At 64.1% G+C, this 18,123-nt stretch carries 15 protein-coding genes; 10 read left to right on the forward strand and 5 right to left on the reverse strand.

Annotated elements, in window-relative coordinates; all coding sequences use genetic code 11:
• Positions 1-154 precede the first annotated feature (154 nt).
• Together AC069H_RS27405 and AC069H_RS27410 are read left to right on the forward strand one after the other, a co-directional pair.
• Entirely contained in the window at positions 155-3,775 is a 3,621-nt protein-coding gene (locus AC069H_RS27405) for an NACHT domain-containing protein (protein WP_478234285.1), read from the forward strand.
• An 85-nt stretch (positions 3,776-3,860) separates the two neighbouring features.
• Positions 3,861-4,409 carry an NUDIX hydrolase gene (locus AC069H_RS27410; RefSeq protein WP_478234286.1) on the forward strand — a complete coding sequence of 183 codons (549 nt, stop codon included), beginning with the start codon at positions 3,861-3,863 and terminating at the stop codon, positions 4,407-4,409.
• Here AC069H_RS27410 and AC069H_RS27415 read toward each other — a convergent pair.
• Together AC069H_RS27415 and AC069H_RS27420 are read right to left on the reverse strand one after the other, a co-directional pair.
• Entirely contained in the window at positions 4,395-5,309 is a 915-nt protein-coding gene (locus AC069H_RS27415; RefSeq protein ID WP_478234287.1) for a helix-turn-helix domain-containing protein, read from the reverse strand. The genes AC069H_RS27410 and AC069H_RS27415 overlap by 15 nt on opposite strands.
• A 197-nt stretch (positions 5,310-5,506) precedes the next feature.
• Positions 5,507-5,857 (reverse strand): transcriptional regulator, encoded by a 351-nt coding sequence (locus AC069H_RS27420; RefSeq protein WP_478234288.1) that lies wholly within the window; start codon positions 5,855-5,857, stop codon positions 5,507-5,509.
• 362 nt (positions 5,858-6,219) lie between these two features.
• Between AC069H_RS27420 and AC069H_RS27425 the strand changes: the two genes are divergently transcribed.
• Both AC069H_RS27425 and AC069H_RS27430 read left to right on the forward strand, forming a co-directional pair.
• A complete protein-coding gene (locus tag AC069H_RS27425) occupies positions 6,220-6,504 on the forward strand; it encodes a hypothetical protein (protein WP_436457086.1) in 285 nt (94 codons plus the stop codon).
• Positions 6,505-6,693: 189 nt separating this feature from the next.
• Positions 6,694-8,166 carry a helix-turn-helix transcriptional regulator gene (locus AC069H_RS27430; protein ID WP_478234289.1) on the forward strand — a complete coding sequence of 491 codons (1,473 nt, stop codon included), beginning with the start codon at positions 6,694-6,696 and terminating at the stop codon, positions 8,164-8,166.
• Here the strand turns inward: AC069H_RS27430 and AC069H_RS27435 are convergent.
• The 3 genes from AC069H_RS27435 to AC069H_RS27445 form a co-directional block, all read right to left on the reverse strand.
• Positions 8,155-8,505, reverse strand: coding sequence for a signal peptidase I (locus AC069H_RS27435; protein ID WP_257487374.1), 351 nt, complete (start codon positions 8,503-8,505; stop codon positions 8,155-8,157). The two genes, AC069H_RS27430 and AC069H_RS27435, sit on opposite strands and share 12 nt — an antisense overlap.
• A complete protein-coding gene (locus AC069H_RS27440; RefSeq protein ID WP_478234290.1) occupies positions 8,502-10,058 on the reverse strand; it encodes a transcriptional regulator in 1,557 nt (518 codons plus the stop codon). Before AC069H_RS27440 ends, AC069H_RS27435 begins: the two co-directional genes overlap by 4 nt.
• 155 nt (positions 10,059-10,213) lie before the next feature.
• On the reverse strand, positions 10,214-10,594 hold the full coding sequence (locus AC069H_RS27445) for a helix-turn-helix domain-containing protein (protein ID WP_478234291.1): 381 nt from the start codon (positions 10,592-10,594) through the stop codon (positions 10,214-10,216).
• A gap of 344 nt (positions 10,595-10,938) precedes the next feature.
• On the opposite strand from AC069H_RS27445, the gene AC069H_RS27450 reads away from it, so the two are divergent.
• From AC069H_RS27450 to AC069H_RS27475, 6 genes are all read left to right on the forward strand, one after another.
• Positions 10,939-11,274 carry a WhiB family transcriptional regulator gene (locus AC069H_RS27450; RefSeq protein WP_478234292.1) on the forward strand — a complete coding sequence of 112 codons (336 nt, stop codon included), beginning with the start codon at positions 10,939-10,941 and terminating at the stop codon, positions 11,272-11,274.
• The gene (locus AC069H_RS27455) at positions 11,271-11,600 is read left to right on the forward strand and encodes a hypothetical protein (RefSeq protein ID WP_478234293.1); all 330 of its coding nucleotides are present in this window, start codon (positions 11,271-11,273) and stop codon (positions 11,598-11,600) included. Before AC069H_RS27450 ends, AC069H_RS27455 begins: the two co-directional genes overlap by 4 nt.
• Positions 11,597-12,298 (forward strand): hypothetical protein, encoded by a 702-nt coding sequence (locus tag AC069H_RS27460; protein ID WP_478234294.1) that lies wholly within the window; start codon positions 11,597-11,599, stop codon positions 12,296-12,298. Before AC069H_RS27455 ends, AC069H_RS27460 begins: the two co-directional genes overlap by 4 nt.
• Positions 12,291-14,420, forward strand: a complete 2,130-nt coding sequence (locus tag AC069H_RS27465; protein ID WP_478234295.1) for a cell division protein FtsK — start codon at positions 12,291-12,293, stop codon at positions 14,418-14,420. Before AC069H_RS27460 ends, AC069H_RS27465 begins: the two co-directional genes overlap by 8 nt.
• 147 nt (positions 14,421-14,567) lie before the next feature.
• Positions 14,568-16,505, forward strand: coding sequence for a recombinase family protein (locus tag AC069H_RS27470; protein WP_478234296.1), 1,938 nt, complete (start codon positions 14,568-14,570; stop codon positions 16,503-16,505).
• A 336-nt stretch (positions 16,506-16,841) separates the two neighbouring features.
• Positions 16,842-17,531, forward strand: coding sequence for a hypothetical protein (locus tag AC069H_RS27475; RefSeq protein ID WP_478230491.1), 690 nt, complete (start codon positions 16,842-16,844; stop codon positions 17,529-17,531).
• Positions 17,532-18,123 lie beyond the last annotated feature (592 nt).

Raw genomic sequence — 18,123 nt, forward strand, 5'->3', positions numbered from 1 at the left:
GACGCCGCTGCCCCACCCAGCCCACCTCTCACCGAAGATCAACGAGACACGGCATCAAACCACACCCCAAAGGTCATTCTGTTAGGACCCCTTAGACGGCCTCGACCAGGCTGCGTCCGTCGAACCGCGCTTCCTGCCATGGTTGGAGCAGTATGTGACCGCGCCTGCACGTCGCGGTATGCGCTGGCGGCTCGCTTGCCGTGCCGCCGCGTGGGACGCCGCCCTGGGGCAGGCGCTATTCCGAACTTTGCCCGCGTTCACAGTGTGGAAGCTGGCCCCGTTGGACCGCGACAGCGCGGAGAAAGCGGTCGAGTGCGCGATCGGCTCGCCGGACTTCGACGCCGCCGGGTTCATGGAGGCGCTGATCAAGGCCAGGCTAGGGCGGCTGTCAGGCTGTATCGGTCAGCTCGTCGCAGTGGCGCGGTATTGGACCACGCGAGGCGAGTTACCGCAGCGAGCGGCAGACGCGATGAGTTTCGAGATCGAGTACCTGCTTCGTGAAACTGACTCACGAAGGAGGCCATCGCTGCCGCTGGACCGGGCGGTGAAGATAGCCCGGCGATTGGGTGCTTTCACGATGTTTGCGGGCACCCAGGCGCTTACCGTCGGACCAGTGGGTAACCTCGCGACGCTTCCGGTCGACGAACTGCCCTCAGATGCGGAGCCGGATCAGCCCGTACGGACGATCGAACCCGACGACTACCGTGAAGTGCTCGACACTGCGTTGTTCGATTCAGGACCGGCCGGATCGGTGGTATTCCGGCATCAACGCTATCTCGAGTACCTGGCTGCTGCCTACCTTGTCGAGCGTGGGATCAAGGTCGCTCAGATTCCGGCGCTGCTCGGAGTACATGCCAACGGCTTGCTGCCGACTGCGAGGATCGGCGTCGCGTCCTGGTTGGCCGCGCTGGCTCCAGACCTGGTCGTCCACTTGTTTACGGACAACGCAACGACGTTCGCCTCTAGCGTGGCGGTGGTCGAGCTGCCGTCCGACGAAGCGCGCGCGGCGCTTGTGAAGGGTCTCCTTGAGGCCGCGGCTCGGGATGATGCGAAGCCTGACTGGCGGCTTGATCGTACGGGGCTCCTGCACGCAGGATTGGCCGAACAGCTGACTGAATACCTCGCGGACGGCCCGGCGAACTCGTTGCAGTTGTGGTGGATCGCCCGCCTGGCCGCCGCGGGCGGCCTTCGTGTGATCGCACCTGCTATGGCTCAGATTGCACTGGAAACAGGCTGGTTCGACTACGCTCGCCGCGCGGCCGTTGCTGCCGTCGCCGAACTTGGTGACGACCAGACACTGCTCGGCCTCCGCGAACTCCTCAGGGTGCCGACTGAGGGCGACCCAGATCCGGACAACGAAGTCCGCGCTGCGGTTATTGATGCCCTCTACCCCCGATTGCTGACCATTGACGAGCTCACCCGAGCGCTCAGGCCGCACAGGTCAATACTGTATGGCGGCTACCGCCAGACCCTGGAGGCGTTGCCCGGCCGAATTCCCGGCCATGACCTTGCAGCGTTTGTCATTTGGCTGGCCGAATATACGTGTCGGACCGATGGCCATGATGACCAGTTCGAACGCCTCTATGTAGGCGTGATCGAGCAGGCATGGCGACACACTCATGACCGATCAGTTCGGACTGGCCTTGCCAGGCTGCTCGTGGCTCTGGTCCGTTCCGGTCGTTGGCATGGGCCACAATTTCGGCTCGAGCGGATCCCCTGGGCCGATGGGGACCCAGAGTTCCGCAGGGCGATCGCTATAGATGTCGCAAGCGCCGGTGATGAGACGTGGTACGCAGTCTTGACGCTAGGGCTGCTAACCAGCGACGACGCTAGCTGGCTCCTTGACATGCTGCCTTCTGCCCTGCCGCAGGCCGCGGCGCCGTTGGCGAACTGCTTGCCCCAGTTGCTACACAACCCGTCCGCCGCTGTCGCTGATCGCGTTCTCGGACTGCCGCCCGGGCACCCTGGCTACCAGACCACGATCTATCTGCGCACCGGAGTAGCGGTCGATCACGAGTCAGTGGTGCGGCATCGTCGTATCGCCGCAGAAGAACACGAGTACCGGCAACAGCTGACATTACGACAACAGCGAGTACAACAAGAACTCCGTATGGTGCTGGCAGGGCTCGACACGGAACTCGAATCATGGTGGCGTATCCCGTGGCTGCTGGCTGACAAAGACATCCACGAGGGCACCGCCGCGGACATCACCCAACGACCTGGCTGGGCCCAGCTCAGCTCCGACGAGCAACAGCTCGTCCTCACAAGAGGCTTTCTCTACCTGCAGAATCATCAGCCAACGGCCCATGCCTGGTGGACGGCAACGTCCTGGAACTCCGAGCTGACGTTGCCGGACTGGTCAGGGGTGTACTTGCTCATGACGCTGGCCGAGCACTTCCCGGCCGTGCTCGATCGGCTTCCCGATGACGTATGGGCGCGCTGGGCAGCGTCGATAGTCGCTACTCCCGTATTCGGCGGCGACGACGCCATCAAGCCTCGTCGTCGTGCGCTCGACGCCGTACCCGCCGACGTGCGGCCGCACCTGATCGACGCCGCGCTTCAGCACCTGGACGCACTCTCAGCGACCGATGCCTCTCTGACTCCGCATACGGTGTACGTGCACCTGGCGATGGAGCTTTCCTCGGGAATCACCAAACGTCTTCTTGCCGCACTCACCAGGACCGATCTTGCCGAGGAACTGCTCACCCTGCTGGTGAGACACGGTTCACCCGAGCTTGCCCTGGACACGTGCCGGCGGCTCATCGACTCCGATTCACCGCTCGCCCAGCGAGCTCGGACCCACATGGCGAAGCTTGATCCCAATTCGGTCATCGATGCCCTCGCCCTCGCCACGCCCTCGCCTGAAGAACTGGCGGAGGCCGCCCAAACCCTTGACGTCACCCTGCTCGACCCGGATCATCTGGTGATCGCGGCCCGGCTACTGCTCGACAGTCACCCCTACGCCACGGATCCACCCTTCGAATCCGGCTTCAGACACACGTCGTACCATCAGGCTCGTGATGTTCGGCGGCACATTCTCGAACGAATGGCGCTGGACGGTCGTAGCGAGGAGCTTGCGGCGCTGAGCCACGGCCGCTCAGACGCCGACAAGAACGCGCTGGCCTACCATTATCGGATCGCCCGAGCTAGACAATCCGATCTATCGCTCGGGACGACTCCACCTCGCGCGTTGCTTCGCTTGTTAAGCCGCGGCAACGCCAGACTGGTGCGTGATGACGCCGACCTCCAGCACCTTCTGCTGCAGCAACTCGACGAACTTCAGCGATACCTCGGCGGCGCCTGGCGCGAGATCTGGGACGACGGCAAGCCACAAACCGAGGACGACATATCAGACTGGCTCGAGCGCCGGCTCGGAGAACGTCTCAACGACTTGGTCATCGACCGCGAGGTCCAGGTGCGACGTGACCGTCCCGGCATCGGCACTCGCATCGACCTCACCGCAACCACCAAGACCACTGGCAATGAGACGGCCAGAGTCCTCGTAGAGGCCAAACGCATCGACAACAGAGAACTCGAAACGGCGATGCAAAACCAGCTGATCAACCGATACCTTGTACCCAAAGGTCGACGGCACGGAATCTACCTCGTCTACTGGATCGCTCCATCCCAGCGCCCGGATGGCTGGTCGCGGACCAAAGCAGCGGACGTCGCAGCATTGAAGCGGAAGCTCAACGAACAAGTGCAGCAAGCCACCGAAGCAGGGTTCCAGATCGCGCCGTACATCCTTGATATCAGCCGCCCAGAAGGTACATGAACTCAGATTGTGATTTTCTTTGGTAGCCAGCTGGTATTGACGGTTCAGTGGGTAGCCGAGCCGCCACCCAGATTAAGCTCCCGGTATGACTGACGATCGTGGGTCGTGGAAGACGTTCGGTGAGAGGCTGGTCTACGACAACCGGTGGGTTCAGGTCGGATTGACCGACGTCAAGGCGCCGAACGGTGAGCGCTGGGATCACCACGTGGTGCATCTCGCACGGATAGCCATCGCGTTGATCGTGAACGACCATGACGAGGCTTTGATGTTGTGGCGCTACCGGTTCGCGACGACGCAATGGGGCTATGAACTGTTGGGTGGAATGGTCGAGGCTGGCGACGACTCTGTCGGGACGGCCGTGCGAGAAGCTGTTGAGGAGTCTGGCTGGCGGCCGATCGGTGAACCGCAGCATCTGGTCAGCTTCGAGCCATTGCCGGGTCAGGTCACGGCGCCGGTGGATGTGCACCTTTGGCGCAAGGCCGAGCACATTGGCGAGCCCACTGACGCGGAAGAGGTCGGTCGGGTGGAGTGGGTGCCGTTGTCGCAGGTGAATCAACTTGTGCAACAGCAAAAGCTGCTCGGATCGGGCACGTTGGTGCCTCTGCTCTATTACCTCAACTCACGAACGGAGTGATCGATCTGGACGAGAGATGCTCGGCTCGCGATGCCGGTGATCAAGTTCTAACTCCAGCTCGGCCAGGTGACTCATGAGCCAGTCACGGGTTTGTTCGCAAGTTAGGGCCTCGCGGGCGATGCGTTCAAGCTGACCTTCATAGAAGGCGACGTCATGATCGTTCTCGAGGAACAGGCTGGTTGTTGGCTGTTGGTGATGAACGAGTGGAAGGTGCTGATCGTGTCGATACAGGGTGAAACCTGTCTGGAGGCTGGTCAGAGCGAAGTGGTCGGGTACGAGGTGGATGTGCCGATGAGGTAGCGACGACGTGATCAGCAGGTGCAGTATCTGCTCGTGTTTGACGACGGGTTCTTCAGGATGTGCGAGCAGCGTGGTTTCGTGCAGGTAGAAGGTGAAGGGCCCAGGTGTCCGGAGAGATGCTGCCTGGCTGGCGAGTCGCGTACGCACTGCCGTATCGAGAGCGGGACCGTCCGTATGCCCATTCATGGCGAGTGCTTCGCGGATGTATGGCTCGATCTGGAGTTGCCTTGGGATTTCGACAGGGTTGTAGGTCGTGATGGACTGGCTGCCGCTGTCGAGCACCTTGATGAGCGGAAGGTCATCAGGGAAGCCTGCAGGGTGGCTTCTGACCTGGTAGCCGTTGTCGGGGAGGCGGTCTAGGGCCACGAGGTCGTTGAGTTCGTGAGGGGTTGCCTTCGCGCGGGCGAGGTAGATGGCGACGTCGCCGGCTTGGTAGTTGCGGAGGCCACTTTCCAGGCGCGAGATGGTGGAGGCAGGCCAGCCGAGCACGCGACTCATGTCAGTTGCGAGGTAGCCAGCGCGCATGCGGATCCGCCGTAGCTCGACGCCGAGCTCCCTCTGCTTTGCGGTCGACAGCTGCGGTGTCTTCTTCGCTTTCACCGGTTCCTGCTCAAGGTCGTTGCGGGAGGCGGGCCGTCCCGCGAGGGCTTGGGTCGTCACAGGCGCTGTGACGGCACGAGATAGCGGCCTACTTGCGGAAACATCGTGTGTGACGGCTGCGTCGGCTTGCTTCGCGCCCGTCACGTCGGCCGTGTACCGGCCATGGGAAGGGCAGTTTCGAGAGACAGCGATCAGCGTCACGTCGGCGAACGAGGAGCGCCGTGTCGTGTAGTGACGAGTTGCGCGGCTGTGCTGGCGACTTCCTGTAGGGCCGTTACGTGTCCGGTCAGTCGGTCGAGCCCAAGCGGGGTAAGACGCAGCTTGGTGCGGCGACCAGCGACCCGGATAGACACATAGCCAGCCGAGGCGAGGAGCTCGGCATGGAGAGAGACGGAGTGCGGCTTGATTCGCAGTGTGTTTGCCAGAACCGCGGTCTCGTGCCAGTGCAGGTTCGCGAGAAGGCACATCACGAACAGGCGGACCGGCAAGAGGAGAAGCGGGTCGAGGTCGCGGTGGGAGGACGGAACCGCATGGCGTGTTGGCCGCATCACTGCTCACCACTCGTCAGCTCATGAGAGCCGGGTCGTCGGAGATGAAGGGCTAGGGGCGACCCGGCTGGGCTTTTCTGCAGCTCAAGTGGGTCGGCGCCTAAGGGTTTGCCGCAGTGCGTGGTCGGACTGTGCGGTGCACCGCCGTCCTGAGGGAGGCGACGTGCGGCCTGCTGGGACTCAACCGCGGTGCCGGTCCGTGGCGCGATGATCAGCTGGTCCGTCGTCAGGCGATTCGTCGTTCCTGGTGAACGGCGGGCGCGATGCTGTCCTACGTTCGTCGATGTGGTGGTCCGGCCGTCCCGCTCGGGGGTAGCACGCGCGCGTTGACGTGGGCGCGACTGCGGGACGGCCGGAGTCTGATGGCGGCCGAAGAGGCGGCACCAACGGTGAGCCTTCCGGTGTCGTCCGGGCTCAGCCGTGGAAGCGGCGGGGCGGTTGAGGATCCGGAGCAGCGCCACGCACGCGAAGCATGGAGGTCCAGGCGGTACGAGGCACGAGCCGATGAGTACAACATGACCGCAGACCGCCTGGTAACAGCCCTCTTGGAGATCAAGCCCTTGGGCGAACGCCTCATCGGTGACGGCGTGATCGAGGCTGTCACCTGCACAGCGGTACCAACTGACGTAGAGGCGGGATCGCCGTGACCTGCGCGTCTCGCTCATCTCATCCGCCCCTGTGTCTGCTCAATGTGTTGAAATCATCAAAGATTGATCAACGCCGAGAGGCCAGGGCGGAAGTGTCAGAGTTTGGTGACAGGCTAGTGACATGTATTGCCTTCACCTGCATATATAGCTGATATGCTCAGGTGAAAGTCAAGCAGTGCGAGGTGATCGATGATCGGCGTCCGACGACGCGAAGGGCTGGTTTCAGCTCGTAAGACTGTGGGGCTGAGTCAGGAGAAGCTCGCCGAGATCATGGACGTCGATCGCCGGACGGTCATTCGCTGGGAGGCAGGCGACTTCGCGCCCCTGCCGTTCCAACGGCCGAAGTTGGCGAGAGTGTTGGGACGCTCCCAAGAAGAGTTGCGCGTGCTGATCGACGGCTCGCCGGCGGCTGATCTGCCGCATGAGCTTGAACCTGCGTTCAGCTGGCTGGATCGTCGTGTGGGTTGGAACCCTGGCACTACGCGCGAACGGGTGGGGGCACGTGTGTCGCCAGACGGGCGTCGCGGACCGCGGGTCGATCGGAGCCAGGCTGCCGACGCGTTGGCCAGCTACTACGGGGAGCCGCCTGTCGACTACACGCTCTACCAGGCGCGTTATGGGAAGCAATACGTCCGGACCAGCATTCTGAGTCGGTCAGAGTGGCTGGACCTGGGCTGCCAGCTGACGCCGGAGAACGACCAGCTGCTTCTGCGGCCTGGTCTTGAGGGCCACTCTTGCGGCATCAACGAGAAAGCGGCCGTTGGAAGGCTCGCGGAAGCGGCTGAAGGCGGCGTTCGGCTGGCTGATGTGCCGATCTACCGTCTGACGGAGCTCGATGTAGGCGGTGGCGCTCTATCGGGCAGCTTGAACGTCGTGCCTTTCGTCGAGTACGCGTTGACCTTGGATCTGCTTGAGCGCGAGTTGTCCGAGACTCTGGCGGCGGGTAAGAACCTAAGTCCGGGCCACGCGCCCCTGCGGGACAAGTACTTGCCGGACCTCGCGACGGTGCTCGACCTAGCCGGCCGGTTGTGCGCTGGCGGCGTGCTTGCATTGACCGCGATCGCTCGGCCTGCGGACCCGTATCGCGGTGGTCGCGACTACCTGCTGCTCATCCAGGAGCGGTCCAGGAACGTGCTGAACGCAGCCGGAAGCTTGGCCGTGATCCCGAAGGCGTTCCACCGGCCATCGACTGATCAACGCGCGGATGCCCGGATCGGCGCAACCCTGCGGCGTGCGCTGGAGAACGAGCTGTTCGGGCGGATCGATGTCGACAACACCGCGGGCAGCCAGAGGGCAGCTGATCCGATGCATCCGCGCAGGTTGTCCGCGCCGATGAAGTGGCTGACCGAGCAACCGGGGCGGCTACGGATGGAGTGCACCGGGTTCGGTCTCAACCTCGTCAGCGGGAACTACGAGTTCGCCAGCTTGGTCGTCATCGACGACGATGAGTTCTGGTCTCGCTTCGGCGGCGAGGTAGAGGCAAATTGGGAGTCGACTGAGTTGCGCTCGTATTCGACGCTCGACGGCGATTTGATCGGCGGACTGATTGCCGATGAATCGTGGAGCAATGAAGGTTTGTTCTCGCTGCTCCAGGGGTTGCGCCGGCTCGCCGAAATTGGCGGCGATCGGTTGACACTTCCGGGCGTTGAACTACGTCGCTGAGGGCCAGCGCACGGTCATGACAACCGAGTCTGCAATTGCTTCCCATGAATGGTCGACTCCTGGTCCCCACATGACGTAGTCGCCTTGCCGGGTCATGGTCTTGCCGCCGCCGGTGACATCGACGCGGAACTCGCCGGAGATGAGCAGAACGAGCGTGGTCCGCTGGTCATCGGATGTCCACTCTGGGCGCTTGTCGCCAGCAGGATGGTTGGCCCACTTGACTTCTACGTCTTTCGACGAACGTACGCCTTGGGACGGGTCGATGAAGTGCCCGACCAACCAGCCGCGGGTGTCAGCTGCGTCTTCGTTGGCGTTTCCGGCGGTCCAGCCGTCGCTCACTTGCTGAGCTCCCATTCGATCGGCGGTAACTTCACACGTTCTCCTCCGATTTCCGCCAGGCGTCGTAAGCCCTGCATCATCGCGAAGAGACCCTCATTGCTCCACGCTACATCACTGAGTAGCTCGGTGACGAGATCTGTATCGGTAGTTGAATACTGGCGAAGTGTCGCCGATTCCCAGTTCGCTTCGACCATGCCGCCGTAGCGTTGCCAGAATTCTTCATCGTCGATGACGATCAAGCTGGCGAATTCGTAGTTTCCGCTGACCAGGTTCAGGCCGAAACCCGTCGACTCCATCCGCAGCCGCCCTGGTTGCTCGGTCAGCCAGCGCATCGGTTCGGAGTGGCGTGCCGGGTGCATGGGGTCCGCTGTCAGCATCTCGCCGAGCGTGTTGTCGATGTCCGGGCGTCCGAACAGCTCTTCTTCCAACTCTCGCCGGAGCGTCGCGCCCACCTGAGCGTCCCGGCGGACGTCGGTCAGTGGCTGGTGAAAGCCCTTTGGGATCACTGCGAGCCGTCGCGCGGCGTTCAGAACGTGGCCTGAACGCTCCTGTACGAGCAGGAGATAGTCCGCGTCGCCCCGGTACGGGTCAGCCGGGCGCGCGATGGCGGTGAGTGCGAGTACGCCTCCCGCGCAGAGCCGGTTGGCGACGTCGAGCACTGATCGAAGGTCAGGTAGGTGTCGGTCGCGAAGTGGCATGGACGATGAGCCGGCCGCGATGGCGTCCATGAGTTCGCCTTCGAGCAGGTCCATCGTCAGCGCGTAGTGCGCGAAGTGAGTGACGCCGAACGAGCCGCCGAGCTGGTGTTTGCGGATGTCCGTGCCGAGCAGGCGGTAGATCGGACTGTTCACGAGGCGGGTGTTCATGGCCAGCGTCTCCGCCAGGCGCTGAACGGCGAGACCCGCCGCGCGTTCATCGAGTTCGAGGCTCGCGTCCGGCCGGGTATTCGTTGCTGTGAACCGCTCTTGCTCTGGCCGCAGCTCGCAGGCCACATCCAGCCAATCGAAGCAGGTCAGGACGCTGGTGTTCACGGTGTCAGCGCCGAGTCGCGCGCCGTACAGACCGTGATTCTCGATTTGATGCCCGTAGTACTGGCGGAGAGCGTCGACGACCTCCCGCTGGCTCACCCAACTCCGTCGGGTTCCGCGGTTGTGGAGGTCTTGGACGGTCACGTCGGCGACGCGCGCAGCGACCGCGCGGCGAGCTGCGCCGGGAGTCCAGCGGGCTGAGCGGTCGAGCCATTCGAGAGCTACCCCGATGTGCGGATCAGTCGTAAGCCGCTCGTCCTCGGTGATGCCCGATACCGCCTGGACGGCGGGCGCTTCGCCGACCAGTTCGGCGAAGCGCGCACGCTCCGCCTCCGACGCTTGCTCAAACGCGGTGTCGAGCACCTGTTGCATCTCGGACTGCTGGACCAGGTCCGGCTTCTTGCGCCATGACGCCACGGTGCGTGCGGCGACGCCCAGCCTCTCGGCGAACCGCTCATTGCTCAATCTCAGTGCGGCTTGAAGTGCCGACGCTGATCGACCGGTCCATTCGTTGGCTCGGCTCATCGGTGCACCGATGAGCCGATATGCAGCGGATATGCAGTGGTTGTGCAGTGGTTGTGCAGTGCCTCCGCACTGGTTGTGCATGGGATCGTGCGCCGATTCGGCCTTGAATTCTAGGTATGGAAATCACCTGGATCAACAGCCCGAATCGTCCGCCTTCAACGCTTCGAGCGGACATGCTCGACCACGATCGCGAGGTTCGACTGAACGTCTTCGAGACGCTCGGTGAGCTCGGCCAGCCGCTGCTCGAGCGCGTCCAGTCGAGGCCAGAGGTCATGCCCGTCGTCGGCCGGCTCGTCTGGGTGCGGCGGAGTGCGATTTTGCAGCACTGCCAACAGATGCTGCGGGTGCCAGCCCAACGTCGTCGACAGCGCTTCGAGCGTGCGGGCGCTCCGTCGACGCTCCACAGTGTGGTGCTGCAACTCGCGCACGATCGCCTGCGACACATGCGACCGCTCGGCCAGCTCGCGTTGCCGCCAGCCGAGTTCGTTGACGCGCATGTTGATCGCCTTCGCGACTGCCGCCCAGTCTTCCGACACGTATCCCTCCGCGCTCCGCCTCAGCGCTGAGATTAGCGGCTCATCGAGCTTTTATCGCGTCGCCTAGCGCATTAGCGGCGGCGCGTCGGACTAACGCGCCTTTTGAAGCGCTGAAATCAACAACATAGTCTTGAAATCATCAGATTGGTCTTTCTTATGAACTCGCAAATGACTTTCCACACCATTCAGCAAGCCGCCTGGATTCTGGGTATTTCGCGCTCGGCTGCGAGCCGGGCGATCCGTCCCGGGCAGCTGAGGGCGATTCGCTCGCGGTCCGGTCTGCGGGTGTCGTCGCCCGAACTCGCTCGGCTGCTCGGCACCACGAAGCAGGACGGAGGTGCGGCATGCACGCCGATGACCTCCGGCTGATCGGGATCGCGTGGCGGCTGGACCGCCTGCGGTGGATCCCCTCGGACGTCCTGACCGCCATCGTCACCAGCGAAGGGGTCTGCATGTGGCCTTCGGCGGAGGGCGGACCGCCGCCGGCGCAGACCGATCAGCAGCTCGCCGACCGACTGTGCGGAGGATGTCCGGTCCGGCACGAGTGTCTGGAACTGGAGCTGCGTACTGCCGGGACGGACACGGCCGGTGTCTGGGGCGGGATGACCGACGACGATCGTCGGGAGCTTCATCCGCACTGGCTTCGACGCGGTGAACGGATCGAGCGAGGTGCGCGATGAGCGGCCTCAGCTTGACGCCAACGCAGATACTCGCCGGACTCGGCGCGCTCGTCGTGCTGCTCTGGGTTTGGAGGGCCGGCGCTCGCCGGGCGAAGGCCGCGGCGGAGAAGACACGCAGTGGAGCACGTCTGGTCTCCTTGGCCGGCCGCGTGGTTTTCAATGCCGGGTTGATCGTGGCTGTTCAGTGGGTCGTCATCTCACATCCGAGCAGTTCCTGGCTGCGCCTCGCGGTACTCGGACTGCCCGCGCTGTTCGCGTCTCATGCGCTGACTCGTGCTATGACCGTGACGACCATCGACACCTCGAAGCGGGGTGGTCGCCGATGACGCGGGCGCAACGTCTGGTCCAGGACGCGGCCGAAGCCGCAGAGGTGCGGGCGTACGAGACCGATCCGGACGTCGTGGCGCTCCGGATCGAACGGGTACGTCGGCAGGTCGACTGGATGTGCTGGACCGGGATTGTCCTCGGACTGGCGTTCACGATGACGAACGTCCAGACCTTCGCATCGACAGGGACCCAGCCGTGGTCGCTGCCGTGGCTGGCTGCGTGGGTCCTGGACCCGACGGTGTCCCTCGTACTACTAGCGATCCTTCGCGCGGAGCAGGTGACTGCCCGGTACCAGGTTCGCACCGGTAAATGGGTTCGGCGGGCGAAGTGGTTCACGCTCGCCGCTACCTACGTCATGAACACGTGGACGTCCTATGCGGATGGAGATCCAGCGGCGATCGTCCTTCACTCGGTGCCTCCGCTGGTCGTCTTCGCCGCGGTCGAGGCGATCACTGATCTGCGCGACAAGCTGACCGATGCTGCCATCGCGGCTGCCGGTGAACGGCGAGCTGTTCAGGACGAGTCCATGAACGCCGGGCGCCGGAAGCTGTTCGCCGACTACCTGGCGGACGCTCGGCGACGCTGGACACCCGATGTCGACGTCACGCCGGCGTGGATTCGGCAGGCGACCGGATGTTCGCGCGGGCTGTCGCCGCGGTTGGCGCGTGCGTTGCGCGCGGAGGTGGCCGATGACTGAGTCGGACGCACTGCCAGTGAAGGCAGATCCAGTGCTGGATGGCGAGCTGATCGATGACACGTTGCCGCAGCCACGTCGGCGCGCACGTCGCAACCGGCTGGTGATGTGGTGGCTGCACTCGCAACGCGTGCCGTTGTGGCTCAAGAGCAAACCGCAAGCGGTTCAGGCCGCGAAGGACGCGGTTGCCTGGCTGGTCATGTCGCCGGTGCGCTTCCTCGAGGCGGTTGTCCGTGGGGTAATGGTCGGTGCGCGGTGGTGGCGTGGCTGGGTGACGGTGCGGGACTATAGGGCTGCTGCGGAGGAGTCCGAGAAGCTGGCCGACAAGTTCACGGAGATTCGCGGGCTCACGCTGTTCCGCTGGAAAGTCACGGGCTTGGTGCTCGCCGTTGTTGCTCTGGCGGTCGCGATGGTGGATCTCCTGTACGGCGCCGATCCACTGTGGATCGCGGGGGCAGGTGTATCGGTCGCCTTGGCGATTCTTGGTCGACGCAAAGACGGGCGTCCGGGAAGGAAACCTGCGCTCGCAGGTCCGCGCACGCTGACATGGACGATGGATCCGCAGGTGCTGGTGGACGCGTTTCGGGATGCGAAGCTCATCGGCAAGGACGAGTCGCTGAGGCTGGTCGAGCGGGCAACTCGGGTCGGTGATGGCTGGGCCGTCACGGTCGACCTCCCCGCCACCCGCAAGGCCGCGGATGTCGTGAAGAACCGGGACGCGCTCGCGTCAGCCTTGGCGGTCGATGAGGTGCAGCTCATCGTGGAACGCGTCCGAGGCAACGGTGGTCACGCTGGCCGGGTCTCGATGTGGGTTGCCGACGAAGACCCGTACGCGTCGCCACCGCTACGGACGCCGCTACTCGGAGCGGCCCAGTGGGATGCGTGGCGTCCGGTGCCCTTCGGGCGAGACGCGCGGGATCGGCGGATCGATCTCCCTCTGGTGTGGACGTCGTTGCTCGTGGGCGCGATTCCGCGGCAGGGAAAGACATTCGCTGCCAGGCTCGCTGCTTCTGGACTCATCCTGGACGCGTGGGTGCGGCTGTACGTCGCGGACTTCAAGGCGGGCAAGGACTGGGACTCGGCCGGCAAGGTCGCGCATCGGTTCATGGCGGGCGACGAATCCGAGCATGTCCTGACCCTCATCGGCTGGCTCGCCGAGCTGGTCGCAGAGGTTCAGTCGAGGTTTCGGCGGATGCGGGATCTCGATGACCTGACGTGCCCGGAGTCGAAGGTCACGCCGGAGATGTCTCGTGACAAGGCGCTGGACATGCCGATTACGGCGATCTTCATCGATGAGGTCCAAGTTCCGCTTGAGGACCGCACATCTATTGAGGTGCGGGGGAAGAGGCTGACGGCGGGCGAGTACGTCGGCGAGTTGCTGACGTGGTTGGCGAAGAAGGGGCCAGCTGCCGGGATCGTGCTTGTACTGGCGACGCAGCGGCCGGACTCGAAGACGATTCCGTCCGGCTTACGCGCGGTGCTCGGATCGCGGTTCGCGCTCCGGGTGATGGACTGGCGCGACTCGAACATCGTGCTCGGCGAGCAGATGAACACGCGCGGGTTCGATTCGTCTCGGCTGCTGCCGTCGCACAAGGGCGTGGGCATCCTGCGCCCGGACGGTGACACTGCGGCCGGGGCCGATGTGCTCGCGATGACCGTCCGGACCTACTACATGCCGAACGAGGACTGGCGGACGATCTGCGAGCAGGGACGGGCGCTGCGCGAAGCAGCTGGAACGTTGACCGGGCACGCGGCAGGCCTGGACGTGACGCCAGTGCTCGACCACGCTGCGGTGGTCAGGGAAATCGGTGCAGGTGGCGGTGGTGACGCGGTTGGCGCGTTGCCTGAACCGTTCGCATCGATCGTCGACTACTTCGGCGGCGACCTTGGTCCCGAGGGTCGCGAGTTCGTGCCGACTGCGGAGCTTTTGGACGCGCTGAAGATCGACCGGATGACGCTCGCGCAGCAAATGAGCGAGGCGGGATGCCGGCCGACGCGGGATCGGATCACGACCGAAAACGGCGAGACACGGCAGGTCCGCGGGTATCTAACAGCTGAAATCAAGAGTGCTATAACCGAGCTGACCAGGCGATACGGGAGCGGCGACGACGGCGGCCGCGCATGAGTACAAGTCCTTCGGGTGTGGAGCCAGTTAAGGTTACTCTGCCAGGTGAGATGTTCGACATGACGCCAGCCGCTGCCCGTGCGCTCCTGGCGATCTTGATCGAGTTGAGCGAGGTTCACTTGCTAGACCGGACAGAGGGGGCCGAGCATGGCGGCTGATTTCATCAATGACCCGTGGGCGACGCTGGACGAGATCCTGGGAGTCCAGGCTGTTGAGCCGGTCGACGACGGGATCGGTGCTGTCGCGTTCTACGGTCGATGTTCGACCGAGGACAACCAGGACCCGGAGACGTCTCTTGGCTGGCAGCTCGGTAACGCTCGAAAGTTCGTCGAGCCGATGGGCGGTCACATAGCGGCCGAGTTCTTCGACATCGGGCAGTCGCGCTCGGTGCCGTGGGAACGGCGACGGGAGGCTTCGCGGCTACTCGCCGAGCTGAAGGAGCCGCGGCGCACTTGGAACGCCGTTGTGGTCGGTGAGGGAACACGGTGCTGGTTCGGTAACCAGTTCTCTCTGATCGCGCCTCGATTCGCTGCCTACGGCGTCGAACTGTGGGTTCCTGAACTGGGTGGGAGGTTCGACCCGCGGAACCCTTCACACAAGATGCTCATGAGCGTGCTCGGAGGGATGAGCGAGTCGGAGCGGCAGCACGTTCAAGCTCGAGTGCGGGCGGCGATGGATGCCCAGGTGCTCAACGAAGGGCGACATCAGGGAGGGCGAGCGCCGTACGGATACGTCGTGACCGATGCCGGTCCGCACCCGAACCCGAGGAAGGCGGCTGAAGGCTTTCGGTTGCGAGTGTTGGTGCCGGACGAGTCGGCTGACGTTGTTCGTCGAATCTTCGAGGAGTATTTGAACGGCAAGGGGGATCGGGCGATCGCGAACGGGCTCAATCGCGATGGCGTGCCGTGTCCCTCCGCGCGGCGGCCGGATCAGAACCGTCATCGACTCGCGGACGGCTGGCAAGGAAGCACGATTCGGTCGATCCTGGAGAACCCCCGGTACACGGGCTACGCGTTCTTCGGGCGATGGTCCCGGCAAGAGATGCTGCTGAACCCGGATGATGTCGCCGCGGGCAACGTGACCAGGTTCCGGAGGGCGGCACCGGATCGTGTCGTGCGTTCGCGTAAGCCGGCGCATCCCAAGATCGTCTCGGTCGAGGATTTCACTGAAGTCCAGTTGGTCAGGCGGTCACGGGCGGCGGGCGGCCTGGCTGCTCGCCGGAAGCTGGAGCGCGGACCGCGGCCCACGAAGTGGGTGTACGCGTTCCGTGGCCGGGTTCGGTGTGGGCACTGTCTGCGCAAGATGGAAGGGACGCCTCGCGAGAGCCGGATCTACTACCGGTGTGCTGCGCGGACACTCGTACCCGGCTCAACGGCTCTCGTGGACCACCCGAAGAACGTGTACATGCCCGAGGCTGCCGTTATCGAGCCGGTCAACGGGTACATCAGCCAGGTCTTCTCTCCAGAACAACGCGAGAAGACGGTGCTTGCGATGCTCGGAGTGGCAGGCGAGGTCGCTGTGAACCCGGAGCGATCCGAGGAAGCGCGACGGCGGCTCTCGCAGGCCAAGACGCGACTCGCAAGACTTCAGGAGGCGATCGAAGCAGGTGCGGACCCCAGAGCCCTGATCGAACCGCTGAACCGGGCGAAGGAAGAGCGCGACGCTGCTGAGGAGGATCTGGCGCGTGCTCCGGCTGAGGAGTCGATCGGCAGAGCCGAACTCGAAGCGATGGTCGATGCGTTCGGCGAGCTGGGACGTCAGGTCGGGAACGCGAGTCCGGGGAGACTTCAGGAGCTCTACGGCGAGATCGGCCTGGAGATGGTCTATAACGCAAAAGAGCGGACGGTCGATGTGACCATCCGCCCACCCCGTAGGGTTAATGCGTGTGTCCGAGGACCGAGCCGCCCACTGCGCACACGTCCTCCACCAGCGAACACTGTTGGTTGTGGCGCCATGATGTGCGTTCGAATCCCTGGCGAGGCGCGTGCAGCATCCACTCGAAACCACATCCGCTGTGAACTGCGACCTTCCGCGACCGCCGGGATCGGCCGGCGTCGTCGCGGTCAGGGTGTTGATGCTCGATGACGACTTCCGTGCGGCGCAGGTTCGAGCCCCCGGCAGGGCTACATGCAGACGGTCCCGCGTCTGACCAGCGCTCTTCGACCGGAATGTTGGTGATTGAGCGCAGTTTCTCGGTTGATGACGTCGCCGCTACCTCCTCGCTGGTTCCGGGCCAGCACGTTGGCGTGGTGGACGGTGCCAAGTGAGGTCGGACAAGACTTTTCGAGACAGCCGCGGCGTCTCGGCGGTGTCAGGTCGTGTCGCATGGTGTCGGCCTGAGTCCAACCTCGCGGGCTCGTCTCGGGTTCTATCGCTGGGTGCAGATGCTGTGGCTCGCCGCGCAGCGGGACGGAGGGCGTGGTGAAGGCGGGGGACCAGCGTGATTCGGTTGCGTCGGCTGTGAGTGTGATGGTCGGGATCGTGGTCGGACTGACATTTCTTTTTGGGTTCGGCAATGTGTTCGCGCTCGCTCTCCGGCTCGGCGTGCCGGTGTGGGTAGCGCCCTTGGTTGCGCCTGCGGTGGACCTGACGGTTGTGGCGTTGCTCTTGGCGATCCGCCGCCTAGCGGCCCAGGGAGCGACTCCTGACGTTCTGCGTTCCGCGCGGCGGCTTCTTGTTCTCACGAGCGCGGCGACCTTGGCGTTGAACGTGGCCGAGCCTCTGATCGCTGGAGAGGTCGGCAAGGCCTTGTTCGACGCGGTGGGACCGCTATTGTTGATCGGTTGGTCCGAGGTCGGGCCGGGTTTGCTTCAGGCACTCGCTGACCTTCGGGAGCGCACACAGCCTCCTGCTGCTGGCGCGCCGATGACCACGGTGCGGGAGGTCTCACCGGAGGTATCAGGCTGGAACCTGGCCGGACTTGACGACGACCTGATTGAGCGCGCAAGGGAGATGGATGCTCGGCATCGGGAGCTGCGCCAGCGGCCGATCTCGGCCGAGGCGCTTCGCAAAGCCCTGGGCGTTGGAGCTGAGCGCTCCCGAATTCTGACCCGTGTCGTTCGCGCGGAATGGCGCGAGCCGTCGCAAGTCGCAGCGGAATCTGCTTCCTAGCCCTCAAGTCTTGCCCGTGCAGGGCGATCACCCCGAGTAGATCGGGGCTCCAGTTGCGCTCTTTCGCCAGGAGAAGGTTCCGGTGGCATGTGTAACCGAAACTGAAGGGTCGATGCTGGTCAGGCCGCTACCGCGACGCTGTAGCAGTTCTAGGTGCACTCGAAAGCCGCCTGCCTCGGCTAACACCAGGAGGGTTGGACTGTGGCGGGATCTCCGCAGGCAAACCGAAGCAGATTGGTCTGCGGGCGCGCTATCATCACAGGTCAGCAAGTGTGCTCCCCGCAGGTGCGGGGATGACCCGGTGCTACGCGACGCGATCAAGGCCGATCCGGACGTGCTCCCCGCAGGTGCAGGGATGGTCCGCTGTCGAAGCGGACGTAGGCCGACCGTTCCGTTGTGCTCCCTGCAGGTGCGGGGATGATCCGAAGCCTTGATCTAGCCTCGATCTTGCATGGGGTTCTGTGAGTTCGTCGGGATTGCTGCTGTGGTCGGGTTTTCGGTTGAAAGTCTTGCTGTGGGCAGGGTTGTGAGCCGACTGTCGTGTCGGTGGGCGGGTTCCGAGGGTCCTTGGTTGTAGGGGCAGAGGGTGTGA

This window comes from Amycolatopsis sp. NPDC043887 (genome assembly GCF_056435665.1).